General features: G+C 46.5%; 28 protein-coding genes. 15 read left to right on the top strand and 13 right to left on the bottom strand.

Translation table 11 applies throughout. From position 1 onward, the window contains the following. Positions 1-9: 9 nt before the first annotated feature. The 4 genes from IEW69_RS04125 to IEW69_RS04110 all read right to left on the bottom strand — a co-directional run bounded on the left by IEW69_RS04125 (position 10) and on the right by IEW69_RS04110 (position 4,127). Positions 10-1,143, bottom strand: a complete 1,134-nt coding sequence (locus IEW69_RS04125) for an aspartate aminotransferase family protein (protein WP_188625561.1) — start codon at positions 1,141-1,143, stop codon at positions 10-12. Between the two features lie 51 nt (positions 1,144-1,194). Next, the gene (gene argC / locus IEW69_RS04120) at positions 1,195-2,166 is read right to left on the bottom strand and encodes an N-acetyl-gamma-glutamyl-phosphate reductase (protein ID WP_188625560.1); all 972 of its coding nucleotides are present in this window, start codon (positions 2,164-2,166) and stop codon (positions 1,195-1,197) included. Next, complete coding sequence (locus IEW69_RS04115) at positions 2,156-3,349, bottom strand: argininosuccinate synthase (RefSeq protein WP_188625559.1); 1,194 nt, start codon at positions 3,347-3,349, stop codon at positions 2,156-2,158. Before IEW69_RS04115 ends, argC begins: the two co-directional genes overlap by 11 nt. Positions 3,350-3,452: 103 nt before the next feature. Next, complete coding sequence (locus IEW69_RS04110; protein WP_188625558.1) at positions 3,453-4,127, bottom strand: GNAT family N-acetyltransferase; 675 nt, start codon at positions 4,125-4,127, stop codon at positions 3,453-3,455. A gap of 496 nt (positions 4,128-4,623) precedes the next feature. Between IEW69_RS04110 and IEW69_RS04105 the strand changes: the two genes are divergently transcribed. The 8 genes from IEW69_RS04105 to IEW69_RS04070 all read left to right on the top strand — a co-directional run bounded on the left by IEW69_RS04105 (position 4,624) and on the right by IEW69_RS04070 (position 10,792). After that, entirely contained in the window at positions 4,624-4,791 is a 168-nt protein-coding gene (locus IEW69_RS04105; protein WP_188625557.1) for a hypothetical protein, read from the top strand. A gap of 59 nt (positions 4,792-4,850) precedes the next feature. After that, positions 4,851-5,180, top strand: coding sequence for a hypothetical protein (locus IEW69_RS04100; RefSeq protein ID WP_188625556.1), 330 nt, complete (start codon positions 4,851-4,853; stop codon positions 5,178-5,180). A gap of 99 nt (positions 5,181-5,279) precedes the next feature. Next, positions 5,280-6,365 (top strand): glutamate 5-kinase, encoded by a 1,086-nt coding sequence (gene proB / locus IEW69_RS04095; protein ID WP_188625555.1) that lies wholly within the window; start codon positions 5,280-5,282, stop codon positions 6,363-6,365. Positions 6,366-6,367: 2 nt separating this feature from the next. Then, a complete protein-coding gene (locus IEW69_RS04090) occupies positions 6,368-7,618 on the top strand; it encodes a glutamate-5-semialdehyde dehydrogenase (RefSeq protein WP_188625554.1) in 1,251 nt (416 codons plus the stop codon). A gap of 46 nt (positions 7,619-7,664) precedes the next feature. After that, positions 7,665-8,315 (top strand): outer membrane beta-barrel protein, encoded by a 651-nt coding sequence (locus IEW69_RS04085; protein ID WP_188625553.1) that lies wholly within the window; start codon positions 7,665-7,667, stop codon positions 8,313-8,315. A 266-nt stretch (positions 8,316-8,581) separates the two neighbouring features. Then, positions 8,582-9,658, top strand: a complete 1,077-nt coding sequence (namA, locus tag IEW69_RS04080) for an NADPH dehydrogenase NamA (RefSeq protein WP_188625552.1) — start codon at positions 8,582-8,584, stop codon at positions 9,656-9,658. Between the two features lie 122 nt (positions 9,659-9,780). Further along, positions 9,781-10,086 carry a YbaB/EbfC family nucleoid-associated protein gene (locus IEW69_RS04075; protein WP_188625551.1) on the top strand — a complete coding sequence of 102 codons (306 nt, stop codon included), beginning with the start codon at positions 9,781-9,783 and terminating at the stop codon, positions 10,084-10,086. A gap of 28 nt (positions 10,087-10,114) precedes the next feature. Next, positions 10,115-10,792 (top strand): metal-dependent hydrolase, encoded by a 678-nt coding sequence (locus IEW69_RS04070; protein WP_188625550.1) that lies wholly within the window; start codon positions 10,115-10,117, stop codon positions 10,790-10,792. Positions 10,793-10,890: 98 nt separating this feature from the next. Here the strand turns inward: IEW69_RS04070 and polA are convergent, their stop codons facing one another. Beyond that, the gene (gene polA, locus IEW69_RS04065) at positions 10,891-13,701 is read right to left on the bottom strand and encodes a DNA polymerase I (protein ID WP_188625549.1); all 2,811 of its coding nucleotides are present in this window, start codon (positions 13,699-13,701) and stop codon (positions 10,891-10,893) included. A gap of 65 nt (positions 13,702-13,766) precedes the next feature. Between polA and IEW69_RS04060 the strand changes: the two genes are divergently transcribed. Next, on the top strand, positions 13,767-14,465 hold the full coding sequence (locus IEW69_RS04060) for a hypothetical protein (RefSeq protein ID WP_188625548.1): 699 nt from the start codon (positions 13,767-13,769) through the stop codon (positions 14,463-14,465). A gap of 69 nt (positions 14,466-14,534) precedes the next feature. On the opposite strand, the gene IEW69_RS04055 is transcribed toward IEW69_RS04060, so the two are convergent. From IEW69_RS04055 to trmB, 3 genes are read right to left on the bottom strand one after another with little or no spacing between them, the layout of a single operon-like run. Then, a complete protein-coding gene (locus IEW69_RS04055; RefSeq protein ID WP_188625547.1) occupies positions 14,535-14,876 on the bottom strand; it encodes a carboxymuconolactone decarboxylase family protein in 342 nt (113 codons plus the stop codon). Between the two features lie 6 nt (positions 14,877-14,882). Then, positions 14,883-15,209, bottom strand: coding sequence for an MGMT family protein (locus IEW69_RS04050; protein WP_188625546.1), 327 nt, complete (start codon positions 15,207-15,209; stop codon positions 14,883-14,885). Between the two features lie 43 nt (positions 15,210-15,252). Continuing rightward, entirely contained in the window at positions 15,253-15,903 is a 651-nt protein-coding gene (gene trmB, locus IEW69_RS04045) for a tRNA (guanosine(46)-N7)-methyltransferase TrmB (RefSeq protein WP_188625545.1), read from the bottom strand. Between the two features lie 91 nt (positions 15,904-15,994). Between trmB and fcl the strand changes: the two genes are divergently transcribed. From fcl to IEW69_RS04015, 6 genes are all read left to right on the top strand, one after another. Continuing rightward, positions 15,995-16,924, top strand: a complete 930-nt coding sequence (fcl, locus tag IEW69_RS04040; protein WP_188625544.1) for a GDP-L-fucose synthase — start codon at positions 15,995-15,997, stop codon at positions 16,922-16,924. A 382-nt stretch (positions 16,925-17,306) separates the two neighbouring features. Continuing rightward, the gene (locus IEW69_RS04035; RefSeq protein WP_188625543.1) at positions 17,307-18,239 is read left to right on the top strand and encodes a hydrogen peroxide-inducible genes activator; all 933 of its coding nucleotides are present in this window, start codon (positions 17,307-17,309) and stop codon (positions 18,237-18,239) included. Positions 18,240-18,365: 126 nt separating this feature from the next. Beyond that, positions 18,366-18,701 (top strand): tRNA-binding protein, encoded by a 336-nt coding sequence (locus tag IEW69_RS04030; RefSeq protein WP_188625542.1) that lies wholly within the window; start codon positions 18,366-18,368, stop codon positions 18,699-18,701. Positions 18,702-18,718: 17 nt separating this feature from the next. Then, entirely contained in the window at positions 18,719-19,192 is a 474-nt protein-coding gene (locus IEW69_RS04025; protein ID WP_188625541.1) for a nucleoside deaminase, read from the top strand. 79 nt (positions 19,193-19,271) lie between these two features. Then, positions 19,272-19,883, top strand: coding sequence for a superoxide dismutase (locus IEW69_RS04020; protein ID WP_188625540.1), 612 nt, complete (start codon positions 19,272-19,274; stop codon positions 19,881-19,883). Positions 19,884-19,987: 104 nt separating this feature from the next. Further along, positions 19,988-21,175, top strand: a complete 1,188-nt coding sequence (locus IEW69_RS04015) for a class I SAM-dependent rRNA methyltransferase (RefSeq protein ID WP_188625539.1) — start codon at positions 19,988-19,990, stop codon at positions 21,173-21,175. A 199-nt stretch (positions 21,176-21,374) separates the two neighbouring features. Here IEW69_RS04015 and IEW69_RS04010 read toward each other — a convergent pair whose 3' ends face one another. The 5 genes from IEW69_RS04010 to IEW69_RS03990 form a co-directional block, all read right to left on the bottom strand. Further along, positions 21,375-22,430, bottom strand: coding sequence for a nucleoid-associated protein (locus IEW69_RS04010; RefSeq protein ID WP_188625538.1), 1,056 nt, complete (start codon positions 22,428-22,430; stop codon positions 21,375-21,377). 11 nt (positions 22,431-22,441) lie between these two features. Next, positions 22,442-23,227: a TerC family protein gene (locus IEW69_RS04005; RefSeq protein ID WP_188625537.1), complete on the bottom strand. Its 786-nt coding sequence runs from the start codon at positions 23,225-23,227 to the stop codon at positions 22,442-22,444. A 104-nt stretch (positions 23,228-23,331) separates the two neighbouring features. After that, complete coding sequence (locus tag IEW69_RS04000) at positions 23,332-24,501, bottom strand: DUF4097 family beta strand repeat-containing protein (RefSeq protein ID WP_188625536.1); 1,170 nt, start codon at positions 24,499-24,501, stop codon at positions 23,332-23,334. Further along, on the bottom strand, positions 24,498-25,139 hold the full coding sequence (locus IEW69_RS03995) for a hypothetical protein (protein WP_188625535.1): 642 nt from the start codon (positions 25,137-25,139) through the stop codon (positions 24,498-24,500). The genes IEW69_RS04000 and IEW69_RS03995 overlap by 4 nt, the downstream gene beginning before the upstream one ends. Continuing rightward, positions 25,123-25,686 (bottom strand): RNA polymerase sigma factor, encoded by a 564-nt coding sequence (locus tag IEW69_RS03990; RefSeq protein WP_188625534.1) that lies wholly within the window; start codon positions 25,684-25,686, stop codon positions 25,123-25,125. The genes IEW69_RS03995 and IEW69_RS03990 overlap by 17 nt, the downstream gene beginning before the upstream one ends. Between the last annotated feature and the right edge of the window lie 122 nt (positions 25,687-25,808).

Here is a 25,808-nt window from a genome sequence, read left to right as displayed (position 1 = left end):
ACAGGATTCTTAATCTTTTAAAGCCAGGGAGAATTTTTCAAGGAACTGGTCTGCATGTGCCTTCGTAAGGTTCAGTGCAGGTAATAAACGGATCACATTAGGCTTTGCTTCGCCGGTGAAAATATGATGTTTGAAAAGCAGGTTTTTCTTTACGCCGGAAAGTTCTGCAGGCAGGTCAATACCGATCATTAAACCACGACCGCGAACTTCCTTCACTTCCGGGAATTTCTTAATCTCCGAGATCAGGTAAGCACCAAGATCCGCAGCATTTTTCATCAGCTGATCCTGCTCCATCACTTCCAAAACTGCTAATGCAGCAGCACAAGCCAGGTGATTACCACCAAAAGTGGTACCCAGCATGCCGTGCCATGGCACAAACTTCGGCGCAATGGAGATGCCGCCAATCGGAAAACCATTACCCATGCCTTTCGCCATGGTATAGATATCTGCACTTACGCCAGCATAATCATGCGAATAAAACAAGCCTGTGCGACCGTATCCACATTGTACGCTATCTGCAATAAACACCGCATCGTACTGGTCACAAAAGGATCTGATCGATTTCAGGAACTCCACAGAAGCTTCCTTAATACCGCCTACACCCTGAATACCTTCAATGATTACCGAGGAAATTTCCTCTCCATGATCTTCAAAGGCCTGTGCCAGTGCGGCTACATCATTAAAAGGCAGGAAAACAACGTTATCTGTCTCATTTACCGGCGCAATAATCTTAGGATTATCCGTTGCAGAAACCGCGAGTGATGTTCTGCCATGGAAAGCACCTTTAAAGGCAATCACCTTCTTTCTGTTGTTGTAAAAAGAGGCAAGCTTCAATGCATTCTCATTGGCTTCAGCGCCAGAGTTACACAAGAAAAGCTGGTAATCTGTTTTACCGGAAACCTGACCCAATTTCTCCGCAAGCTGTACCTGCAAAGGAATTTTGATGGAGTTGGAATAGAAACCAACTTTAGACAATTGGTCGGTTAAACGACCAACATAATGCGGATTGGTGTGCCCAATGGAAATTACAGCATGACCGCCGTAAAGATCCAGGTACTCCTGTCCGTTTGCATCCCAGACATTGCTGCCGGCTGCTTTTACAATTTCTATATCATTTAATGGATAAACGTCGAATAAGTTCATTTTACAAAGGTTTAAGACCAAAAGGCCTGGTTAAAAATAAGACAATGCAGTTTAGAAAGCAGTAGCCTTCAAACGCAAGCCTTGCCGCTCTTCCAGTCCAAACATCAGGTTCATGTTCTGAACCGCCTGTCCGCTGGCACCTTTTAACAAGTTATCGATAATGCTGATCACATGTAGCTTGCTACCGTGTTTCTGCACATGCAATAATCCCTTATTGGTATTTACCACCTGTTTTAAATCTATATTCTTCTTGCTCACATGCGTAAACGCCGCATCCGCATAGTAATCTTCATACAGCTTCAGCGCTTCCTCACCGGAAAGCTCCGTATCCATATAGATGGACGCCAGAATGCCTCTTGTAAAATCTCCGCGTTGCGGGATGAAGTTCACCGGCGCGTTAAAAGCAGGATCCAAAAAGACCATGCTCTCCCCGATTTCATTCAGGTGCTGGTGATCAAATGCTTTGTATATCGAAAGATTGTTATTGCGCCAGCTGAAGTGCGAGGTTGTCGAAAGACTTTGTCCTGCACCTGTAGAACCCGTTGTCGCGTTGATGTGGATCTCACCTTTAAGCAAGCCTTTTGCCGCCAATGGCAATAAACCCAGCTGGATTGCTGTTGCAAAACAACCTGGATTGGCAATGTAATTTGCCGTTCTGATCTGCTCACGGTTAAACTCCGGCAAGCCATAGATCCAATCTGTTCCAGCCGCAGCCTTCAATCTGAAATCCTGACTAAGGTCAATGATTTTAACACTTTTATCTATAGGATTTGCATCCAGAAACTTCTTTGCATCACCATGCCCTACACAAAGGAAAAGCACATCAACATCCTGCTTCAGCAAACCAGAGAAGCGAAGTCTGGTATCGCCGTATAGATCGGTATGAACATCAGAAACCAGGTTCCCCTCGTTGCTGCTGCTCAGCACGAAGTCGATCTCCACATCCGGGTGGTTCAGCAACAGGCGGAGCATCTCCCCACCTGTATAGCCTGCGCCGCCAACTATTCCTGCTTTAATCTTCATGACCGTTCACTTTGTGCCAGATCATCACCTGGTTACCAAAAATCTTAGAGAATCCTTTTACATCTTCACCAGACCAGGTATTGTTCATCTCGCCGTAGCTACCGAATTTGTTGCTCATCAGGTCGTGCGCCGATTCTATGCCAATGATCTGGAAACGGTAAGGCATCAGTTCAACAAACACTTTTCCGGATACCACTTGCTGCGTATCTGCAAGGAAAGCCTCAATGTTACGCATAATCGGATCGTGGAACTGTCCTTCATGCAACCAGTTGCCATAGAAAGAAGCCAGTTGTTCTTTCCAGCTCAGCTGCCATTTGGTTAGCGTATGTTTTTCTAAAGTATGGTGTGCTTTAATGATCAGGATCGGTGCCGCGGCTTCGAAACCAACACGACCTTTAATGCCGATGATGGTGTCGCCAACGTGTACATCGCGACCAATGCCGTAAGGCTGTGCAATCGCCTGCAATTTCTGAATTGCTGCAACAGGGGCCATCGACTCGCCGTCAATGCCGGTAAGTTCACCTTTTTCGAAAGTCAGTTCTATACGGCGGTTGCCCGATTCCGTAACCTGTGTCGGCCAAGCCGCTTCCGGAAGCATCTCATGAGAAGTTAAAGTCTCCTGACCGCCTACTGAAGTACCCCAAAGGCCTTTATTGATGGAATATTTCGCTTTTTCAGCGCTATATTCAACACCATGTTCTGCAAGGTATTTGATTTCCGCTTCGCGGGATAATTTTAAATCACGGATCGGCGTGATGATCTCAACCTCTGGGATGATGATGTTAAAGATCATATCGAAACGCACCTGATCATTCCCTGCACCGGTACTACCGTGTGCAACGTAATCCGCGCCAATCTTTTTAACGTAGTTCGCAATTGCAGTGGCCTGGCTCACGCGCTCTGCACTTACAGAAAGCGGGTAAGTGGCATTTTTCAATACGTTACCAAAAACAAGGTATTTGATACAACCATCGTAATAGTTGTCCGTTTCATCAACTACAGCGTGAGAAGCAACACCAAGTGCATAAGCCCGTCGCTCAATTTCCTGTAATTCTTCCGCAGAAAAACCACCCGTATTTACAATGACAGAGTGAACCTCTAAGTCACGGTCCTGAGACAGGTAAATACAGCAAAACGAGGTGTCTAACCCTCCGCTAAAAGCTAAAACGACTTTCTTTTTCATCCTTGTTTAAGTTATGTATTGATGATGCGGCATCATAATGCCTGCACCTGTTAAAAATTCTATGCTGGTACAGCAATCTGGCGAGATCACTGCCCGGTATTGATTATCTGAAGAGCGATAAAAATAGTAATGGATTTTTCTTGATGATCATCTTCTGCTTCATCAGCATAAAGCGCTCGTAAAGCTTAGGCTTACGTTGCAGCTCTTCGGCGAATTTCTTTGCCACATCATGCTTCTGCGTAGCTGGATCATAAAGCATTGCTGTACACATACAGTTTTTGCGATCCTTACTTTTCAGGATTTCGAAGTTCACGCAACTCTGGCAACCTTTCCAGAAATCTTCATCCTGGGTAAGTTCAGAGTAGGTAACCGGTTCGTAGCCAAGATCAGAGTTGATCTTCATGACCGCCAAACCCGTGGTTAGGCCGAAGATTTTTGCCTTTGGATACTTTGTTCTGGAGAGTTCGAAGATTCTTTCTTTAATGGCATGCGCAAGACCAGCTTTTCTGTAGTTTGGACTCACAATAAGGCCGGAGTTGGCCACAAACTGGCCATGGCTCCAGGTTTCAATGTAACAGAAACCCGCCCAGCTGCCGTCCTTATGGAAAGCAATCACTGCTTTCCCATCCGCCATTTTGCCTGCAACATATTCCGGAGAACGTTTGGCAATCCCTGTACCGCGGGCTTTAGCAGATTCTGCCATTTCATCACAGATTTCCTCTGCAAAAACACGATGTTCAGGTAGTGCAACCTGCACTATAAAATCGTTTATATTCATTATTTATATAACGAAAAAAATAAAAATAACTGATTAACTGGTTGGAGCGAAATTGCTCCGGATGTATGGAGTAGGAATTACTCAAATACGTGGCGTGTAGGTATGCCGGTTTGAAGGTGCAAAAAATATGGGTCGTAAACGTTCAATAAACAAACTTTTAGCCGCAAGAACTTTTGCTGCTATAATGGAAAGTTTATGTAGACTTCGTTTACTCATTTTCTGTTTAAATCCCGCTTTAAATTAATTGAAGCGCAAAGGTTTAAATAAATATTCAGTTGTGCAATACGTTTTTGGTTTTTTTACATTTCCCTTAAAGGCGTGCAATATTTCAAACTTCAGACAAGACATCCTGATCTTCAGCGCTTTGCAGGGCTCCCAAAACTAAATATTACTTGATTATAACCACCGAAAACATTAACTTGTTTTAGAAAAAGGGAGCAAGTTCTGCTTAGGTGAAATTTCAACATTAAAAATGCGCATAATCAAGCTATGAATCATGAAAAGGATCATTGTACTGCTCGCCTTCGTTACCGCCGGATTTCAGCTCCAGGCACAGGACAAAACCACCGACAGTATCAGCATTGTTAAACAGCTCGACGCCATGGTTTCCAGTTGGGTTTGGCACGAATTCGACCCTGTGAAAGCGATGCCGGGAAAAAAGTAATGTGAATTCTACATGAATGATTTATGTAAAATCCTTAAATTGCCTTCAAAGCTACTGACATGAAACGACTTACCCTTCTTTCCGCGACTGTAATCCCACTTCTTTGCCTTAGTTTAACCAGCAAGGCACAGTCAGGCTTCAAGCTTTATCCCGATTTGCAGGGCTCAATTTCAGACGTTGAAATTACAACCGACAGTGCCCGGATGTTTCGCCGGATAGATTCAACCCGGTTCCTGCCCGACTCCAACAAGTTCATCCGAAAGCCTCAGTACAACGATTACAATCAACCGGCCACAATGCCCAATGGGTTTAAATCGCTTCAATCTACAGCTAAACCGATGCCGATCCACAAGATTCCAGTCATCAACCCCGAAAGCAAGAAAGACTAAAGGCCTTAAGCTTCCTGTTTGCCCGTTTGCATTAAAAGCATGATGCAAACATCAGTATTTGAATAGCATCTCATTTTTAGCTCCTTCATCCCTTTTTTCATGTCCACGACGTCCCTTTACAAGAAGATTGTAATCAAAGTGGGCTCCAATGTGCTTACCCAAGCCGATGGGCTCCCGAACATAGAACGCATTTCCCAGCTTGTTGAACAGCTTGCTGCCTTAAGGCAGGATGGAAAAGAAGTTATTCTGGTCTCTTCCGGTGCCGTAGCGGCCGGCAGGAGTTTAATCCAGATCTCTGAAAAACAAAACACCATTGCGGCACGCCAGCTGCTGGCCTCTATTGGCCAGATCAAACTCATCAACCTGTACCAGCAGTTGTTTGAAAAACATGGCCTGCTCTGCTCGCAGGTGCTGGTCACCAAAGAAGATTTCCGCGACCGTATGCATTACCTGAACATCAGAAACTGCATGGAAATCCTGCTACAGCATGGAGTTGTTCCCGTGATCAACGAAAATGATGTGGTATCCGTAACGGAACTGATGTTTACCGATAACGACGAGCTGGCGGGTCTCATCGCATCCATGCTCAACGCCGATGCGCTGATCATCCTCTCCAATGTGGACGGCATCTATAACGGCGACCCCAAACTACCTTCCTCAAGGGTGATTCCTGAAATTGACGGCTTAGAAGCTGACCTAGGTGGTTTTATCACCGCCGGCAAATCCGGCCTCGGTCGCGGTGGAATGGTTACCAAGCTGCACACGGCGCAAAGCGTCGCGAAGCTGGGCATCCCGGTCATGATCGCCAATGGCATGCGCGAGCACATCATTACCGATCTACTTTACGGAACCGTGGTGCACACCCGCTTTAAACCCGGAAAGGTGAAGTCCGGCAAAAAGAAGTGGATCGCACATGGCGAAGGTACCGCCAAAGGGATCGTACAACTCAATGCCGGTGCTAAAGAAGCACTCTTATCCGGCAAAGCCAGCAGCTTGCTACCCGTAGGCATTACCAGCATTCAGGCCGATTTCAAGAAGGGTGACATCATCAAGCTCATTGACGAACAGGAGCAGCTCATCGGTTTGGGCGTAGCCGAATATGGCGCAGAACAAGCCCGAAACTGCATCGGTGAGCAGAAACAAAGACCCCTGGTACACTACAACTACTTTCATCCCCTCCTCTAATCATGGAATACCTAAGCTATTTTGAAAAGGCGCTTAATGCCAGCAGAACCCTCAGCATCCTTAAAAAACAAACCATTACGCAAGTCTTACTGGATGTAGCCGAGGAATTGGTGCGTAATACAGACCTGATCCTGGAAGCAAACAAGAAAGATCTCGACCTAATGGATCCGGAAGATTCGAAGTACGACAGGCTAAAGCTTACTGCAGCGCGGGTACAGGACATTGCGTCAGACATGAGAAAGGTCGCTGATTTAGAAAGCCCTGTGGGACAAGTTATGGATGCACACGTTACCGATAACGGCTTGCAGATCTCCAAGATCCGTGTACCGCTGGGTGTCGTGGGTGTGATCTATGAATCCCGGCCCAATGTAACCGCTGATGTTTTCGCTTTATGTTTCAAGACGGGCAATGTCGCCCTGCTGAAAGGTGGCAGTGATGCCGCACAATCCAATGCCGCAATTACGGAAGTGATTCAGAAGGTTTTGGTGCAATACGGCATTACCAGGCAGGTTATTACCTTACTTCCGCCGGAACGTGCGGCAACGGAAAGCCTACTGAATGCCAGGGGCTTCGTTGATGTGCTGATTCCCAGAGGCAGCCAGGCGCTCATAGATTATGTACGCGCCAACAGCAAGATTCCGGTGATTGAAACCGGTGCAGGTATTGTACACACCTACTTCGACCTTGATGGCGATCTGGAGAAAGGGAAGAACGTGGTGCTTAATGCAAAAACCCGCCGGGTGAGTGTATGTAATGCGCTGGATTGCCTGCTGATCCATAAAGAGCGGATCAAAGACCTTCCATCTTTGGTCATTCCCCTAAGTGGATCAAAAGTGGTGCTCCATGCAGATGAACTGGCATATTCGGTCTTGCAGGATAACTATCCCCCGGAGTTGCTTAAACATGCTACGCCAGACAGCTTCGGAACGGAATACCTGTCGCACCAACTTGCGGTTAAAACAGTTGACAACCTGGAAGCGGCGCTGGAACACATCAGCCGGTACAGCTCGAAACATAGTGAGGCCATAATCTCGGAGAACGCAGCAGTGCTGGAAAGCTTTCTGAACCAGGTTGATGCCGCAGCAGTATATGCGAATGCCTCTACAGCGTTTACCGATGGCGCGCAGTTTGGACTGGGTGCGGAGATCGGGATCAGTACGCAAAAGCTGCATGCACGTGGCCCTATGGGGCTTACTGAGCTAACCAGTTACAAATGGGTGATCCGTGGAAATGGACAAACCCGCAGCCATTAGCCCTGCTTTTTGAAGAATCTTTTTATCTTCGGCAAAAAAGACACACATGAAAAAATTAACGTTTCTCTTATTGGCTGCTTTGAGCGGCTTAACAGCAAGCGCGCAAACAGAAAAAGGAAGTCAATGGATCGGCGGAACAATTTCGGCAAGCCATGACAAAGTTTCATCACGGCATAATGATCCAGCGCAGCAAAATACTAACACCGACCAAAAAAGCAATATTCTACGTGTTGGACCAAGCTACAACTACTTTCTCGCAGATAAATTAGGTCTGGAGGTCGGCGTTGGGTATGAAAATATACATCAGGACATTTCAGGTCCAGAACAAAGCGGAGAAACAGATTCAAAAAACTACTATGCCTCACTTAATCTCAAAAGATATTTTTTATATGATAACATAGTTGGATTTGGCATTGGCCCATACGCAACTTACAGTCGTGGGAAAAATCGTAGTCAGAATAATGATGCACTATTGAATTACAATTATGATTCAACCAACAATTATTTCTCTGCGGGCTTAGGTATTAATTTCGTCTATTTTCCTGTTAAAAAAGTAGCCTTGACCGCCGGAATTGGTTCTTTAGGTTATCAACACTCCAAAATGAATGGAGCGCAACGTGAGCTTAAAAGTGATACTTTTAGCTTCGACCTAATGTCCTCTACCACATTTTCCATCTACTACGTGTTCGGAAAATAACATCCCCGACCTTATAGGTAGATAAAGCGCTTTCCATGAAGGCGCTTTTTTTATGATCTAAAATGAATTTAGCCTTACAATCTACGCTGAACAAATGGAAAAGAGACTTGTTATCCTTTCAGCTGGTTCGCCCCTGGTACGGCTCTGCTACGCCTTTCGTTCGGCTGGAGCCGAAGCATAGGCGAACGAAAGGCGAACAATAGGCGAACGAAAGCCGGTTGATATCCGGATCTTTTCCGCTTTCATTTAGTAACTATCATAAACTCATGTCGAAATTATTTTCAAGCCTTACGATAAAGAATCTGACTTTAAAAAACAGAATTGTAGTCTCCCCAATGTGCCAGTATTCGGCAGAAGATGGCTTTACCTCTGATTATCACCTGGTACATCTTGGCAGTCGTGCCATGGGTGGTGCCGGACTCATCATCTCCGAAGCGGCAAGCGTTTCACCCGAAGGGAGGATTTCACCCGGCGACATCGGCATCTGGAAAGACGAACATATTGCCGGTTTAAAGCGCATCACCGACTTCATCCACCAATATGGCGGGGTTGCGGGCATTCAGCTGGCGCACGCCGGTCGCAAGGCCAGCTTTAAAGCGCCATGGCTAGATCCAAAACAGATCAGCATTGCTGAAGGTGGCTGGCAGACCGTTGCACCAAGTGCAATTCCTTTCAATGAAGAAGATACCGTTCCGGAAGCTTTGGATGCTGCTGGCATTGCGAAGGTTAAAGCAGATTTCAGAGCGGCAACGGAACGCTCCATAGCAGCAGGATTTAAGGTCATTGAGCTGCATGCGGCCCACGGTTACCTGATCCATCAATTCCTCTCGCCATTGAGCAACGAACGTACGGATGAATACGGCGGCAGCTTTGAAAACCGGGTCCGCTTACTGCTGGAGCTGGTGGATGTTGTGCAGGAAGTCTGGCCGGCAGAAAACCCGCTATTCGTGCGCATCTCGGCGACGGACTGGGCAGCAGGTGGCTGGAATGCTGAAGAGTCGGTAAAACTTGCCGCGCTACTGAAAGCTAAAGGTGTAGACCTTATCGATGCATCATCCGGAGGATTGACGAAAAAGCAGGAAATCCCTATTTTCCCGGGCTATCAGGTGCAGTTTGCCGAGCAGATTAAAAAGGAAACCGGCATCATGACTGGCGCCGTAGGCCTGATCACGGATGCGCAGCAGGCAGAAGAAGTGCTTAAAGACGGTCAGGCGGACCTGATCTTCCTTGCGCGAGAATTTTTGCGCGACCCATACTTCCCGCTACATGCGGCAGAAGCACTTGAGGTAAAATTAAAATGGCCTGTACAATACGAAAGAGCGAAGCCGCGTAAACATCATTAACCTGGTGCGTGTTGAGGGTTATGACGCATGCATTATGCCAGTTGATTGGTACAAAAAGCGTGCAGATGAAACTCGATACAAACAAATTCAATAATTTAGGGTCTTAATATAAATTCAAAACTATGTTCGATAAATTGATGGCCGCACAACAAAAGGCCGAGGAAATAAAAAAACGTTTAGATCACGTTTCTGTATATGGTGAGGTTGAAGGCGGTGCGATAAAAGTTACTGCTACTGCAAACAAGACCATCACCGCCATTGAAATTCAGGAAGAATTTTTCAAAGGTGCCGATAAGGAAGAAATTGAAGAGCTGTTGCTGACCGCCGTGAACAAGGCGCTAACACAAGCAGATCAGGTAAGTGCTGTTGAAATGCAATCGGCCACAAAAGATATGCTTGGTGGCCTGGGTGGCATGTTTGGTGCTTAATCTTTTCCTTTAATCTAAATCCTAAAACATGAAATTTAGCTATTACGGACAATCCTGCTTTTTGCTGGAACTTGGGGGCAAAAAGTTTCTTTTTGATCCATTTATCACGCCTAATCCTTTGGCATCGGCAATTGACACGAAGTCCATCACTGCAGATTATATATTGGTCAGTCATGGCCACGGCGACCACGTTGCCGACCTGGTAGACCTTGCCAAACAAACGGGTGCATTGGTTATTACCATGGTTGAAATTGCGGATTGGCTGCAAACACAAGGGGTGACAAATGTACACCCGATGAACTTTGGTAAGTCGAAGTTTGAGTTTGGAAACCTGCGCATGGTGTGGGCTACGCACTCCAGCGGTTTGCCTGATGGCAGCTACGGTGGGAATCCTGCTGGCTTTGTATTGGAAAGTGCCGGTAAAGCCATCTATTTCGCTGGCGATACTGCACTGAACATGGATATGAAGTTGCTTGCAGACCTGTACAACCTGGATTATGCAATTCTGCCTATTGGCGGTAATTTCACCATGGATGTGGATGATGCACTTATCGCAACGAAATACATTGATTGCAGTAAGGTGATTGGTGTGCACTATGACACTTTCGATTTGATTAAGATCGACAAGGAAGATGCACTGGCGAAGTTTAAGCGCGAGGACAAGATTCTGTTGCTCCCGGCAATTGGAGAAACCATCGAGCTTTAAGCAAGCATTAATCTTATAACAAAAGAGCCGGATTTAACACCCGGCTCTTTTAATTTGTATGATATTTTAGGCTGTTGCCTGTAGTTAAGGCTTGTTGCTTAGTGTGCGGCAAGCCAGTTTTCGCCCATACCAATTTCAACTTCAATTGGCACATTGGTCTTGATGGCCGTTTGCATACGGTGTTTGATAATCTCTTTCATCACTTCAACTTCCCCTTTAGGCACGTCGAACACAAGCTCATCATGCACCTGCATGGTCATTTTCGCTTGTAAACCACGAGTCTGTATGTCTTTATGGATGTTAATCATCGCAATTTTAATCATGTCGGCTGCGGAGCCCTGAATAGGTGCGTTGATCGCATTTCGCTCTGCGAAGCCGCGCACAGTTTGGTTGGCGGAATTGATATCCCTCAGGTATCGCCTGCGGCCCATGATGGTTTCCACGAAGCCGTTCTGACGGGCGAAAGTCATGGTATCGCTCATGTAGCGCTGAATGCCCGGGTACTGCATGAAGTACTGCTCAATGATATCTGCCGCTTCTTTTCTCGGGATATCCAGGCTTTGGGAAAGTCCGAATGCCGATTGCCCGTAGATGATCCCAAAGTTAACTGCCTTAGCGTTCCTTCGTTGCGTTGGCGTTACTTGTTCGATCGTGGTGCCGTAGACTTTCGCGGCCGTGGCTGTGTGGATATCGGTGCCTTGTGCAAAAGCCTCCAGCATGTTTTCCTCCTTACTGATCTCCGCAATAATCCGCAGCTCAATTTGCGAGTAATCCGCAGATAGCAACACATGATCTGCATCCCTCGGGATGAAGGCCTTCCGAACTTCCCTACCCCTTTCCGTGCGGATTGGAATGTTCTGCAGGTTCGGATTGTTAGAACTTAAACGTCCGGTTGCCGCCACCGCCTGGTTAAAGCTGGTGTGTACACGTCCGGATTTAGGGTTTACCAATAAAGGCAAGGCATCTACATACGTAGATTTCAGTTTACAAAGCTGACGGTAATCCAGGATATCCTGCACCACATCGCTCTTATTTGCCAGGCGGGATAGAACATCCTCACCCGTTTGATATTGACCGGTTTTGGTCTTCTTTGCTTTTGGATCCAGTTCGAGCTTATCAAAAAGCACTTCGCCAAGTTGTTTCGGGGAAGACAAATTGAAGGTGACGCCACATTTCTCGAACACATTCTGCTCCAATCGCGCGATGTCTGTCTCCAGTTCCTTGGAATATCTGTTCAGCGTTTCCACATCAATGCGTACGCCTTCTTTTTCAATATCAGCAAGTACGTAAACCAGTGGATTTTCGACATCCCTGGCCAGTTCTTCTGCATTCAGCTCCTTCAGCATCGGCTCGAAGATGTTCGCCAGCTGCAAGGTTACATCCGCATCTTCCGCGGCGTAGTCCACCACTTTCTCAACCGGCACATCGCGCATGGTGCCCTGGTTTTTGCCTTTGGCACCAATCAGGCTGGTGATGGAGATTGGGGTATAGTTAAGGTAGTTCTGCGAAAGCAGGTCCATACCGTGGCGGGTATCCGGATCGATCAGGTAATGGGCAAGCATCGTGTCGAACAAGCGCCCCTTGATGTTTACGCCGTACCATTTCAGCACGAGAATATCGTATTTCAGGTTCTGACCAACCTTGGCTATTTTTTCGTTTTCAAGTACCGGACGGAACTCGTCGATGATCAGCTGTGCGGCTTCACGTTCTGCCGGAACCGGGATGTAATACCCCTCGCCCACCTTGATGCAGAAGGACAGGCCAACAAGCGCTGCAAGGTTAGCATCTGTACCTGTCGTTTCAGTGTCCCAGGATATGCTTTCCTGCTGAAGCAGCAGATCAATCAGCGCTTTACGCGCTTCTGGGGTATCCACCAATTTATAATCGTGTGGCACATCTGCAATGGTCTTCGCCGTTGGCTGCTCGAATAAAGCAGGTGGTGCAACAAAGACTTTCGAGCTGGTTTCCGGTTCAGCCATGGTCTGGCCGAAAAGATCCGTTTGCTGCGACATACCCCCGCCGTTACTGCCAAGGGAGAAGTTGTCGCCAAAGACGCGTCTACCCAAGGTGCGGAACTCCAGCTCCGCAAATAGTGGCTCCAACAACTCGCGATTGGGCGCGCCAAGTTCCAGTGCGTGTGCGTCAAATTCTACGGGAACATCCAGGATAATGGTTGCCAGCTTTTTAGACACCATGCCCTGCGCTGCGAACATCTGTACATTCTCCCGCATTTTGCCTTTCAGCTCATGTGCATTGGCGATGATGTTTTCCACCGAACCATATTGCTTAACCAGAATCTTAGAGGTTTTTTCACCGATGCCGGGGATGCCGGGGATGTTGTCTACGGCATCGCCCCAAAGGCCTAAGATGTCGATGACCTGTTTAACGTTCTCGATTTCCCATTTGGCAAGCACTTCGGGTACACCCATGATTTCAACGCCATTACCCATACGGGATGGCTTGTAAATGAAGATGTTCTCGGAAACCAGCTGTGCGAAATCTTTGTCCGGCGTCATGCAAAACACCTGGAAGCCCTGCTTCTCACCCTCTTTGGCCAACGTACCGATGATATCATCCGCTTCAAAACCATCTTTGGTAATCACGGGAATGCCGAAACCTTCGATCAGTTTCACCACGTATGGCAAAGCGGTCGCAAGGTCTTCTGGCATCGCCTGACGGTGCGCTTTATATGCTTCAAAATCTGTATGTCGTTCTGTGGGTGCTTCAGTATCGAAAACCACCGCAATATGGCTTGGTTTTTCCTTGTTAATTACTTCCAGCAACGTATTTGCGAAGCCCATTACGGCGGAAGTGTTCAGACCTGTGGAGGTAAATCGTGGAGTTTTGCTTAAAGCAAAATGCGCCCGGTAAATAAGCGCCATTCCATCGAGCAGGAACAGTTTTTTCATAATCAAAGTTAATTATTGTAAACCGCTTTGTATCATAGAATCATAATTTACGTTATTTGTAAGCTATGAGGTTAATTCGATTTATTGCTGTTTTATGCTTTGTTACGGGCTTTTCACTGTTGGCTGCTGCGCAGGATGTGGTGATGCTGGACACCGCCAACTTTGTACGTGGCACCATAAAAGGCACCGATTATAATACGGTTTCCTTACTGAAGGACGACCAGGTTGAAGTGATATATAAGGCGAAGGACGTGAAGGAATTTCTGTGGAATGGGGAGACTTACGTGAGCAAGCCAATCATCAACAACAAGAAAGTAGAGCAACGATTTTTTAAGGTACTGGAGCTGGGCGCGGTAAATATGTATGCCATTGGTGAGCAATCGGGCGATCCAACTGCGACGCAGGAGAAACGTGTGCGGGTGAGTCCGAACATCGGCTTTGGTTTGGGATCCGGCGGGATGAGTCGCGGTGGTTTTGGTGGCGTAGGCATTGGCGGCGGCATTTCCATAGGTGGAGGCCGCAGGAGCAACAGCAAAAAAGCCGCTGGCCGTAAGGCTTTGTATTTTATTGAAAAGCCGGGTACAGGACCGATGCTGGAAATTCAACTGAACTCTTCAGGGGATCAGCAGCGCTTAAAGCAGATTTTGCTGGAAAAGCTGAACAACGATGAGGATCTGGCCACCCGGATCAAAGAGACAGAAAGCTTTGATGCGAAAGCGGTTGCCGCTTATGTGAAAGCTTATAACCTGATGCATCAGCAATAGGATTTCTTGATCATGAAAAAAGCTGATGACCTTTGCAGGCATCAGCTTTTCTATTTGCATGGATTGCTGTTATAAACTTAGCTCGTCCCAATATTCTACTGCCCTGCGGTAATGCGGGATTACGATGGATCCGCCGACAAGGTTTGCAATCATAAATACTTCATTGATTTCCGGATTGGTAACACCTTCATCATAACATTTCTCCAGGTGATATTTTATGCAATCATCACAACGAAGCACCATTGAAGCCACCAGGCCAAGCATTTCTTTGGTTTTTACGTCTAATGCGCCCTCTGCATAGGTGGTGGTATCTAAAGCAAAAAACCTTTTGATGTTGGTATTTGCGGTCTCCATGATCCTATCGTTCATTTTAGAACGGTAGTCGTTAAATTCTTCTACTAATTTTCCCATGTGTTCTTAAATTTCTACTGAAGGATCCCAGTAGTGTTTGTTAAAGTTTTGAATTTTATCATCAACAATGACAATGCCCTCGTTTTCGAGCATTTGCTGCATGAGTTCAGGCGGCGTAAAGTGGAACTTCCCCGTGAGCAGTCCGCTGCGGTTCACCACCCGGTGTGCTGGCACTGGCGGATGCATGCCATGGGCATTGTTCATGGCGTAACCAACCATCCTAGCGGAACCCCCGGAACCCAGGCATTTTGCAATGGCTCCGTAGGAGGTTACCCTGCCTGCAGGGATCAGACGCACTACTTCGTAGACCATTTCGTAGAATGTTTTTTCCATAGCTGACTGATTTTGACGTGCCTATATATGTTGGTGCTTCCGCTTACTCGAAGGAGAATTGAATATAGTTGATGTTTTTGTCATGTTTAAGATAAATCCGCTCATAATGCGTTTTTATCTTCAGGACTTCATCGTAGTATTCAGAGGTGTACAGCTGATCTGTGGATTTGTGACAAACCAGGTTAAGTTCTGCAACTTTCTCTGCGGTGTAGGCGTAGAGGCCATCATTGTCTGTCTTCAGGTTCACCTTGCCACCTGGCTTAAGCAGTACTTTATACTTGTCCAGGAAACCTGGGAAGGTTAAGCGTTTCTTCTCACGGCTGAGCTGCGGTTGTGGGTCTGGGAAGGTGATCCAGATCTCATCGATCTCTCCCGGCGCGAAATACTCCAGAATACCTTCAATTTGAATGCGCAGGAAGGCAACATTGGGGATGTTTTCTTCGATACCCGTCTTGGCGCCACGCCAGATGCGATTACCCTTATAGTCTAAACCTATAAAGTTCTTCTCTGGAAATAGTTTTGCTAGATTAACCGAGTACTCTCCTTTGCCGCAGGCAAGCTCCAATACCACTGGATTGTTGTTTTTAAAATGCGCTTCTGCCCAATTTCCTTTTAGCGCCATACCTGCTTCCAGCTGGTATACATTCGGAAATGTGTTTATTTCTGAGAATTTTCTTAGCTTATCTTTGCCCACCTGTCAATTTTTTCACAAAAGTACAATTAAATCAGTCTTTTAAATAAGTTGGCATCTATTTAGTAATTTTGAGCACCTAAACCACTATACATTGGAAAAGAACGCAAAGATCTACATCGCCGGGCATCGAGGAATGGTTGGCTCCGCAATCCACCGAAAACTCGCTAAGGAAGGTTATACGGATATTGTAACCCGCAGCTCTAAGGAGCTTGATCTTCGTGATCAGGTAGCTGTACAGGCATTCTTTGACCTTGAAAAACCTGACTATGTCTTTTTAGCAGCAGCGAAAGTTGGTGGCATCATGGCCAACAATACTTACCGCGCAGATTTCCTGTATGAAAACCTTGCCATTCAGAACAACGTCATCCACCAGTCGTACAAACATGGCGTGAAAAAGCTGATGTTTTTAGGCTCCAGCTGTATCTACCCTAAACTGGCACCGCAGCCTTTGAAAGAGGAGTACCTGCTGACCGGATTATTGGAAGAAACCAATGAACCTTATGCGATTGCCAAGATTGCGGGTATCAAAATGTGTGAGGCTTATCGTGCGCAATATGGCTGCAACTTCATTTCGGTAATGCCGACAAACCTTTATGGTTTTAACGATAATTATCACCCGGAAAACAGCCATGTACTGCCCGCGTTGATCCGCAGGTTCCATGAAGCGAAGATTAACAATGCGGCACAGGTGACCATCTGGGGCTCAGGTTCGCCGCTCCGCGAGTTCCTGTTCGCCGATGATTTGGCGGAGGCTTGTTACTACCTGATGCAGCATTACGATGAGCCGAGCTTGATTAATATTGGTACTGGTGAAGACATCAGCATCAAAGATCTGGCTTTGCTGATCAAGAAGGTGATTGGCTATGAAGGTGCTTTGACTTTCGACAGCAGTAAACCGGATGGTACGCCGAGGAAGTTAATGGATGTAAGCAAGTTACACAAGCTTGGCTGGAAACATAAGGTTGAGCTGGAGCAAGGGATTAAGCTTGCGTATGAGGATTTCCTGGATATCCGTATTTAGGGTATTCGCATCTATAAGCTTGACTGGTCATTTATGGTTGTTGGTATTGGATTTTAGGTTCATTCAGCTTTAATGATCTTCATATTTGGGGCATTGGCAACTATTGGTTCATTATTAATTGCCATTGTTGCACCTAAGATCGTTCCTTCATTCAGGTTAAATGATATCTATATTCAGGGCATTCTTATGTATTATTCATTACCCATTTACAATTGTTGCACCTTAGACCTTCCCTACATTCAGCTTAAATGATATCAATATCTAGGACATTTGCATCTATAGGTTCATTATCAATTGCCATTGTTGCATATTAGATCTTCCCTACATTCAGATTAATAATTAAAGTTTATATATTTACTCGTAGTATATAAACTTTGATTATATGACCTTAGTACAGCTTGAATATATTGTTGCTGTAGATACTTACAGGAGTTTTGTAGGTGCTGCAGAGAAGTGTTTCGTTACGCAACCTACATTAAGCATGCAGGTGCAGAAGCTGGAAGAAATGCTGAACGTCAAGATCTTTGACCGCAGCAAACAACCTGTGGTGCCGACGGAGATTGGCGCACAAGTCATTGCACAAGCCCGGATCATCCTGCAGGAAAGCCATAAGATTAAAGAGATCATCAACAGCCAGCAGCAGGACATCGTTGGTGAACTGCGGATTGGGATCATCCCTACGGTTGCCCCTTACCTGCTTCCGCAGGTGATCTCCACCATGATGGAGAAGTACCCCGACTTGAAACTGCTGATCTGGGAATATACGACAGAGGATATCATCCATCACCTGAAAACAGGTGTGCTGGACTGCGGCATCATGGCAACGCCCTTTGGGGATCCAGCGACAGAGGAGCTGCCACTATACTACGAATCGTTCGTAACGTACATCAGCAAAAACAGTAAACTTTTCAAGAAGAAGAACATCGATCCGGACGACCTGGAGGAGGAAAACATCTGGCTACTTAACGAGGGGCACTGCATGCGCTCGCAGGTGCTGAACATCTGCCGTACCACCAAAGACAATCGCCTGCAGGGACTGACCTACCACACCGGCAGTGTAGAAACGCTGATCCGCATGGTGGATAGGAACGACGGTGCCACCCTGGTGCCCGAACTCGCCCTTGCGGAACTCACGAACAAGCAGCTGGGCAAAGTGCGTACCTTCAAATCACCAGAACCCGTGCGGGAAATTAGCCTTGTTACGCATAAAAACTTCATCAAAAAACGCATGCTGAATGCCTTTAGGGAAGAAATACTAGCGGTTATCCCGAAGACCATGAAGCAGCGCAAAAAGAAAGATGTGATTGGGATTTAAAACAGTTGTGATTAGGAATTGAAAACAATCTGATTGGAACTTAAAAGTGTTGTGATTGAAATTGAAAAAGTATGTGATCTGGTTCTAACCTCTCACACGTTATAACGTTAAAGATTAAGCAGCAAAATGAAAGAGATTACCTGGTCTGAATTTGAGCAAGTTGAACTCCGTGCAGGCACCATTCTGGAGGTTTTTGACTTCCCAGAGGCACGCAAGCCTGCATTTAAAGTTAAGGTAGATTTCGGCCCTTATGGGGTGCGGATGAGTTCGGCACAAATCACCAAACATTACAGCAAGGAATCACTAGTTGGCAGACAGATCGTTGCCGTGACCAACTTTCCTAAAAAGCAGATCGGCAAGTTCATGTCGGAGTTTCTGGTCACCGGTTTCACCGATGAGCATGGCGATATTGTGCTCACCAGCCTCGAACGGCCGGTGCCCAATGGCAGTAAACTCATCTAAAGCCCTATCTTTGCGGCATGAGCTTTTACAACTTCGCTGAAGACAAAGATCCGAAGGCAGAAAACGAGTATTTCATGCGCCTGGCCATACAGGAGGCCGAAAAGGCCTTTGCAGCCGGAGAAATCCCTGTAGGTGCTGTGGTGGTTTGTCGCGGCAGGATTGTTGGCCGCGGCCACAACTTAACCGAGCAGCTCAATGACGTCACCGCACATGCGGAAATGCAGGCCTTTACCGCCGCTAGTGAGACCCTCGGGGGAAAATACCTTAAGGAATGTACGCTTTATGTGACCGTTGAACCCTGCGTGATGTGTGCAGGCGCAAGCTACTGGACGCAGATCGGCAAACTGGTCTATGGTGCACCCGAACCGAAAAGAGGCTTCAGCAGCAAATGCAGCAATATTCTACATCCAAAAACGGGATTGGAAAGCGGTGTGCTAGCCGAAGAATGCGGCGCGCTGATGCGTAAGTTCTTTGCTGCCAGACGCGATTAAACTACTTGACAATAGCCTGAACAAACTTGGCAGGTGAGTGTTATATTTGTATAGAATTTAAACCTTAAATCATAATAATATGGCTTTTGAACTACCTGCGTTACCATACGCAACTGACGCACTAGAACCGCATATCGATAAAATGACCATGGAAATCCACCATGACAAACATCATCAGGCATACGTTACCAACTTAAACAAAGCATTGGAAGGCAAACCAGAAGCTAACCAGAGCATTGAAGACTTAATGAAGAACGTAGACAAGTTCCCTGCTGCAGTGAGAAACAATGGTGGTGGTCACTACAACCATTCCCTTTTCTGGGAAGTTATCGGCCCAAACAAAGGTGGTGAGCCTAAAGGTGCTTTAGCAGATGCTATCAAAGCTGCTTTTGGATCATTTGCTGACTTCAAGACTAAATTTGCTGAAGCTGGTGCGACCCGCTTTGGTTCAGGATGGGCTTGGCTTATCGTTACTGCTGACAAGAAAGTTGCTGTTTGCTCTACACCAAACCAGGATAATCCTTTAATGAGCATCGCTGAAGTTAAAGGTACACCGATCTTAGGCATGGACGTTTGGGAACACGCTTACTACTTAAAATATCAAAACAGACGGCCGGATTATATCGCGGCTTTCTGGAATGTCGTAAACTGGGATGCTGTTGCTGAACGTTTCGAAAAAGCTTCTAAATAAGCGTATTTAAGCGCTTTATTGCTTCTAAACACCAATACCTGCTGCTGTGGTAGAAATATCATACAGAAAGGTATTGGTGTTTTTGCTTTTAGTAACTTTGCGCCATGGTTGAAGTAATACTGAAAAAAGGAAAAGAGAAAGCAGCTTTGCAAAGACATCCCTGGATATTTTCCGGCGCTTTGGACAAGGTAAAAGGTAGTCCTGCAAACGGCGAAGTTGTTCGCGTACTGGCTGCAGATAAGGAATTCCTGGCTTACGGTTACTTCAACGAGAAAAGTCGCGTGGCAGTACGTATGTTGGAATGGGATGAAGCAAAGACCATTGATCGCAGCTGGTACCAGCAGAAGATCCGCACAGCCATCGCTTCCAGGGCGCATGTGCTCCGCAATGGCGACACCAACACCTGCCGACTGGTATTCTCCGAAGCAGATTTCCTACCCGGCCTTATTGTAGATCGCTATGCGGACTTCCTTTCCCTTCAGATTCTTAGTGCGGGTATTGAAAGTGCAAAGGAGGACATCATCAGCATCCTGCGTGAAGAGCTGCAGCCTACAGGTATATTCGATAAGAGCGATGCCACTGCACGTGGCCATGAGGATTTAGAAGTTACAAATGGCCTGCTTTGGGGTGAAAATCCACCGGAGTTCCTGGAAGTGAAAGAGAATGGCATTATCTACCACATCAACATCGCCGGTGGGCAGAAATCGGGCTTCTACTGCGATCAACGGGATAACCGCCAGATCTTAGCGGCATATACTGCCGGAAAGACCGTCCTGGATTGCTTCTCCTATAGCGGTGGGTTTTCCTTGAACAGTTTCAAAGCGGGTGCTGCGCATGTGACGAGCGTGGACAGCTCCGCACTGGCCCTTGAGACCCTTCAGCAGAACATAGATTTAAACGGCTTCGACAAAGTGCACAGCACGGTAATTCAATCTGATGTGAACAAACAACTTCGTGCCTTCAAGGAAGAAGGAAAGAAGTTCGATGTCATTGTGCTGGATCCGCCGAAGTACGCGCCTTCGCGCTCTGCATTGGATCGCGCGGCACGCGCATACAAAGACCTGAACCGCCATGGAATGGGCTTGCTGGAAAGCGGTGGCCTGCTGGCGACATTCTCTTGCTCTGGCGCGGTTGACATTGAGACTTTCAAGCAGATTATTGCCTGGGCAGCACTGGATGCCGGTAAGGAGATTCAGATTGTAAAGCAGTTTAGCCAGCCAGAAGATCACCCGGTAAGGATTTCTTTTCCAGAGGGTGAATACTTGAAAGGCTTGCTTTTAAGAGTGCTTTAATCACATAGATATATTATGTAAAAAGCCTGAGCTGCTGTTTTAAGGACAGTTGCGCAGGCTTTTTTGTATAATGTGATTTTATGCTTGAAGTCAGTTTAATGTTGTTCTACTGGGCCTCCAAGTACATAATGTGCATTGAAGTTTTAAAAAGAAAGCTCACCTGCATATAACAACCTCAATAATCAACCAGGTTGTATTGTTAAGCTTCTTCCTTGAAATAAACCTTGTAGTAGTTCATGGATTTATCTTCATCAAAGCCTTTTTCTATGAGCTCTTTATCTCCGTGGATATAGATATGGAAGTTCCTGTCTAGCTTGATGATACTTTTAAATACCCTCGCCTGCTTTTTAACCGCGGCAGTATTGATGTCAAAGCTGTCTGGAATAGCGGTATCAAACTCCTCTTCGTAGCTCTTCTTGAAGTTTTTAAAGGATTCAATGCCATCTTCATTGGCGATAACCTCATTGGCGAACTCATCCAGATCAAAGCTTTCTTTCTCCTTGAAGTACTTCATGGATTTATTCAGCAGGTCAATCTTGTCTGCCTTGGTCATCTCAAATTCCTCGTCCAGCTTCTCGGTCACGAAGCTTTTGTACACCCCAAGCACGTTGTTTGTCTGATTGTAGTTGTCGTTCCGGACCTTCAGTTTGAGGAATTCATCCTTCCAGTAAACGGCTTCCGCACTGCGGTTCGTCTGGTCAATGACCGCTACTTTGAAGCCCTCTTCTTTGTCCGTATTGAAGATCAGGCAACCCTTGTCCAGCTTCGTGATGTTGATGGCGTCCTCTTCATAGCTCAGGTTAAAGCCATCCTGTTCCGGATAAACCTTCAGGTAAGTTTCCTTGGTTTCCGACTTGAAGATCCCGATGGCATCCAGCAGTTCACCTTCGATCTGTACGTTCTCAAAATAGGCTACATACAGCTCTCCAGACTTAATCTTCGGGTGCCCGGACACTTCATACAGGTATTTAGCGAGTTGCTGACTGTGCTCATGAAACTTGGACCCATCCTCAAAGATCGCTGCAGCAAAGTGATACACTTCATTAAGATTAAGGTCATCATTGGGGTGCGTGAAACGGTATATCTCATTCACCTTCTGGTAAGGACTTAAAAAGTACTGCAGCAGCAGGTTCTTCAGCAGGTTGTCCTGAATATGCAGGGATTGATCAGAAAGCACGTAGAATTCATCCTGGGATTTGTTTCCAATCCTATGGATAGCAAGTTCAGCCAAGAAGGCCTCGTAAAAAGAAATCATGTACAAAAGTACTAAACCTGATCTTCTTTCGGCGTATCTCTAAGTTCTACAGGTTTGCGTTCTTTACCACGCATCTTCAGGTTCAGCATTTCCACCAGGATAGAGAACGCCATAGCGAAGTAAATATAACCCTTTGGAATGTGCTGATCCAGTCCCTCTGCAAGCAGCGAAACGCCAATAAGCAGCAAGAAAGACAGTGCTAGCATCTTCACCGTAGGGTGGTTATTTACGAAGTTACTGATCGCATTTGCAGAGACCATCATGATCAGCACCGCAATAATTACCGCAGTAATCATAATCTCCACATGATCAGCCATACCTACTGCAGTGATCACCGAATCCAGTGAGAACACGATATCCAGCAATAAAATCTGTATCAATACCCCCGTGAAGGTATGCACCTTCGGATTGCCGGTATGATCTTCCTCCCCTTCCAACTTCAAGTGAATCTCGTGGGTACTCTTGTAAATCAGGAACAGTCCCCCGACAATCAGGATCAGATCTCTACCCGAGATGGCCAGTTTGCTCAACCATTCCTCGTTGTCTAGGCTAATCCATTCGCCGATGTTGAACAATGGCGAAGTCAGCGTCATCACCCAGCTTAGCGAAAGCAGCAACAACACCCTGGTAATCATCGCAAGACCCAGTCCCCATTGTCTGGCTTTCTTCTGCAGGTGCTGTGGCAGTTTTGAAGAAAGAATGGAGATAAAGATGATGTTATCGATACCGAGTACAATTTCGAGAAGGGTTAAGGTAATGAGCGAGATCCAGGCTTCCGGATTACTTAAGAGTTCCATAGTGATGCAGATATTTGGTGCTAAGATATGAAAAAAGCTTGCTGATCATTCAACAAGCTTCTTTACGCTAGTGTTTTATATATCTGTGAGTATATCTCCTCATGCTACCTGAACGTAACCTCACCATAGGAAGCATTCACACGTACCTGGCCGCTTCCGCCACCACCGATATTGCCGTTGTAGCGCTTTGTAAAGGAACCTTGATCCTCATCATCACCTTCCACCTTTGCAGATACCCCTTTACCAAAATTGAAGCCGCCGTAGCTGGTTTTCACATCCATCTTTCCCTTGTAGCTGTCGCTGAAGCCAACATCTACCCCTGCATACTGCGCGCTGATGGTCAGCACCTTCGAACTTTCGGCAACCTGAGCAATATTCAACTTATTGTATTGAACACTCAGTGCCGCATCGCCCAGCAGCCTGTCTATTCTAACATTCGCATATTGCGCACTGATGTTGATGTCCCTTGCCGATCCCAGCGTAATACCGCCGCCGTACTGTTGCTTCAGGTTCCCCTTATTCAGGTCCTGGATTGTCATTTTTCCATACTGCACATTCAGGTTATTGCTGCTGCTGCTTAGCTTTTGTGCGCTGAAGTTACCGTACTGCACCTTTGCATTTACCGCGCCGGCATAGTTGCCGATCTCCACGTTCCCATACTGTTGTGAAATGTTTAGATCATTGTTCCCGGGCACATACAGTGTGTAATTCACGCGCACCTCTCTGCGCCACTTCTTACCGTTTCTAGTGCCGTTACCCCAATTTCCATTCCGGTTCCCCGACATCTCCGTTCTGAAAGCAATCTGATCACCGGATTTATCTGCCAGTACCCGGGTACCATCAAGCAGTTTCTGCTGTTCATCCGCATTATTGCTGTAGGCACTGATGGTTACATCTGCTTTTACCTCCTTGCGGTCCCATATCTTGATTGTAATGGACCCATATTGATTGTTCATGCTGATTATATCTGAAGCAGCAGCAGGGAAAGTCTTGCTGAAGGTCTTCGTTAAACCCTCTTCAGACGAATCCCCCTCCGCATTCCAGCCAGCGTATTCCGGAACTTCCGGGATTTCAGGCGGTAAAGGCGCAGGCAACACGGAATTGCTAGAAGGCATAACCGGCAGCACAGGCTTTATTGGCGTTTGTGGTACTGCAGCACTTGCTGCTGCATATTGCGGTGCTAATAGAGCAGGCTGGGCGTTTACCGATGCACTTTGTGCGAAGGCCAGCGTTCCGATACCCATCAGACCCAGCGTTAATAGAATGTTTTTCATAGTTGACTATCTTTATTTACTTGTCTTACTTGATTGATGATCTGAAGTTGCTGCGATACAACTTGTAACTGAAGTTCCAGGTTCTTTTCCATTGCACGTATTACAAACTCCTGGTTCGGGCTTTTTACCAGATCCGTTTTGAGCAGGTCATAATCTGCCTGAATGCGCTCTAAGTCGGAGGCAAACTTCTGGTACAGCTCCGGATTCTCAGCCGCATATACCTCCAGGCTGTCGGCCTTCTGCGCAATCATACTACTGAACCGCACCTGCTTCTTGGCCTGGTGCGGATTCACCTGTGCCAGTGCGTTTCCGGGCTGTACTTTCTGGTTGTACATATACCCAATCCCCAAAACCACCAGCAGTGACGCTGCAATCCCGATCCACCACCAGCTTTTCGGCTGTCGCTGCGCCGCTTTGTTGAACTGCTGCTCCCCTTTATTTAAGTGACCCACTTTGTTCAACCGCTCCACTTCTTTCAACGGCACATCCGCTTCGTTCAACGTCCCATCTGCCTTAATCGATGCCTCCGCTGCACTATTCAAGCGCTGTTCCATCTTAGACCATAAATGATCCCCTGGAACTTCCGTGTCAAAAGCGGCCTTATTGCCCCTGATAAAATCCTCAATTTTTTTGCTCATCCTTTTCTCCTTTCTTTGCTAGTAAGCGATGTAATCTAAGTTTCGCCCGCATATACTGCGTACGGGACGTATTCTCTGAAATGTTCAGAATGTGCGCAATCTCTTCATGGTCATACCCTTCAAAAAGATACAGCGTGAGTACCAGCCGATAGCCATCTGGCAGCAGCGTGATCGCCTTTTTCACCAGATCTACCTGCAGTTGCAGCGATTCCTCATCTTCTTCCGGCGGCATCGCGATATCAAGTTCCTCAACAGGCACCAGATCCATCTTTCGTTTACGCAGACAAGTGATCGATTTATTAATAACGATCTGCTTCAGCCACAAGCCGAAAGTGGTTTCCGCGCGGAACTCCTTAACCCGCATGAAAGCATCCAGGAAAGATTCCTGCAACACATCCTCAGCCTCGCCATGATGATTCAGGATCCGGAACGAAACATTAAACATGGCTTTAGCGTACAATTTGTAAATCTCAAATTGTGCCTGCCGGCTGCCCTGCCTGCATTCATTGATCAATGAAACATGTTTATCTATGTATACCGCTTCCAAAATATTTGCTGGTTATCCTGTTTACTATTGCTGGCCCATCCCCCTCATCTCAATGCTATTCAAAAGACTACGGGTTTTTCATAATGTTGCACGCCAGCATAAATTATTTTAATATTTAAACA

Origin of the sequence: Pedobacter quisquiliarum (genome assembly GCF_014642175.1) — a bacterium.
Taxonomy (GTDB): domain Bacteria; phylum Bacteroidota; class Bacteroidia; order Sphingobacteriales; family Sphingobacteriaceae; genus Pedobacter; species Pedobacter quisquiliarum.
The sequence above is the reverse complement of the archived record's forward strand: the minus strand, read 5'-3'. Positions and strand labels throughout refer to the sequence as shown.

Excerpts from the sequence above, each read along its gene's own strand:
- IEW69_RS04125 (WP_188625561.1), bottom strand. The coding sequence starts at position 1,143 with ATGAACTTATTCGACGTTTATCCATTAAATGATATAGAAATTGTAAAA.
- argC (WP_188625560.1), bottom strand. The coding sequence starts at position 2,166 with ATGAAGATTAAAGCAGGAATAGTTGGCGGCGCAGGCTATACAGGTGGG.
- IEW69_RS04115 (WP_188625559.1), bottom strand. The coding sequence starts at position 3,349 with ATGAAAAAGAAAGTCGTTTTAGCTTTTAGCGGAGGGTTAGACACCTCG.
- IEW69_RS04110 (WP_188625558.1), bottom strand. The coding sequence starts at position 4,127 with ATGAATATAAACGATTTTATAGTGCAGGTTGCACTACCTGAACATCGT.
- IEW69_RS04105 (WP_188625557.1), top strand. The coding sequence starts at position 4,624 with ATGAAAAGGATCATTGTACTGCTCGCCTTCGTTACCGCCGGATTTCAG.
- IEW69_RS04100 (WP_188625556.1), top strand. The coding sequence starts at position 4,851 with ATGAAACGACTTACCCTTCTTTCCGCGACTGTAATCCCACTTCTTTGC.
- proB (WP_188625555.1), top strand. The coding sequence starts at position 5,280 with ATGTCCACGACGTCCCTTTACAAGAAGATTGTAATCAAAGTGGGCTCC.
- IEW69_RS04090 (WP_188625554.1), top strand. The coding sequence starts at position 6,368 with ATGGAATACCTAAGCTATTTTGAAAAGGCGCTTAATGCCAGCAGAACC.
- IEW69_RS04085 (WP_188625553.1), top strand. The coding sequence starts at position 7,665 with ATGAAAAAATTAACGTTTCTCTTATTGGCTGCTTTGAGCGGCTTAACA.
- namA (WP_188625552.1), top strand. The coding sequence starts at position 8,582 with ATGTCGAAATTATTTTCAAGCCTTACGATAAAGAATCTGACTTTAAAA.
- IEW69_RS04075 (WP_188625551.1), top strand. The coding sequence starts at position 9,781 with ATGTTCGATAAATTGATGGCCGCACAACAAAAGGCCGAGGAAATAAAA.
- IEW69_RS04070 (WP_188625550.1), top strand. The coding sequence starts at position 10,115 with ATGAAATTTAGCTATTACGGACAATCCTGCTTTTTGCTGGAACTTGGG.
- polA (WP_188625549.1), bottom strand. The coding sequence starts at position 13,701 with ATGAAAAAACTGTTCCTGCTCGATGGAATGGCGCTTATTTACCGGGCG.
- IEW69_RS04060 (WP_188625548.1), top strand. The coding sequence starts at position 13,767 with ATGAGGTTAATTCGATTTATTGCTGTTTTATGCTTTGTTACGGGCTTT.
- IEW69_RS04055 (WP_188625547.1), bottom strand. The coding sequence starts at position 14,876 with ATGGGAAAATTAGTAGAAGAATTTAACGACTACCGTTCTAAAATGAAC.
- IEW69_RS04050 (WP_188625546.1), bottom strand. The coding sequence starts at position 15,209 with ATGGAAAAAACATTCTACGAAATGGTCTACGAAGTAGTGCGTCTGATC.
- IEW69_RS04035 (WP_188625543.1), top strand. The coding sequence starts at position 17,307 with ATGACCTTAGTACAGCTTGAATATATTGTTGCTGTAGATACTTACAGG.
- IEW69_RS04030 (WP_188625542.1), top strand. The coding sequence starts at position 18,366 with ATGAAAGAGATTACCTGGTCTGAATTTGAGCAAGTTGAACTCCGTGCA.
- IEW69_RS04025 (WP_188625541.1), top strand. The coding sequence starts at position 18,719 with ATGAGCTTTTACAACTTCGCTGAAGACAAAGATCCGAAGGCAGAAAAC.
- IEW69_RS04020 (WP_188625540.1), top strand. The coding sequence starts at position 19,272 with ATGGCTTTTGAACTACCTGCGTTACCATACGCAACTGACGCACTAGAA.
- IEW69_RS04015 (WP_188625539.1), top strand. The coding sequence starts at position 19,988 with ATGGTTGAAGTAATACTGAAAAAAGGAAAAGAGAAAGCAGCTTTGCAA.
- IEW69_RS04010 (WP_188625538.1), bottom strand. The coding sequence starts at position 22,430 with ATGATTTCTTTTTACGAGGCCTTCTTGGCTGAACTTGCTATCCATAGG.
- IEW69_RS04005 (WP_188625537.1), bottom strand. The coding sequence starts at position 23,227 with ATGGAACTCTTAAGTAATCCGGAAGCCTGGATCTCGCTCATTACCTTA.
- IEW69_RS04000 (WP_188625536.1), bottom strand. The coding sequence starts at position 24,501 with ATGAAAAACATTCTATTAACGCTGGGTCTGATGGGTATCGGAACGCTG.
- IEW69_RS03995 (WP_188625535.1), bottom strand. The coding sequence starts at position 25,139 with ATGAGCAAAAAAATTGAGGATTTTATCAGGGGCAATAAGGCCGCTTTT.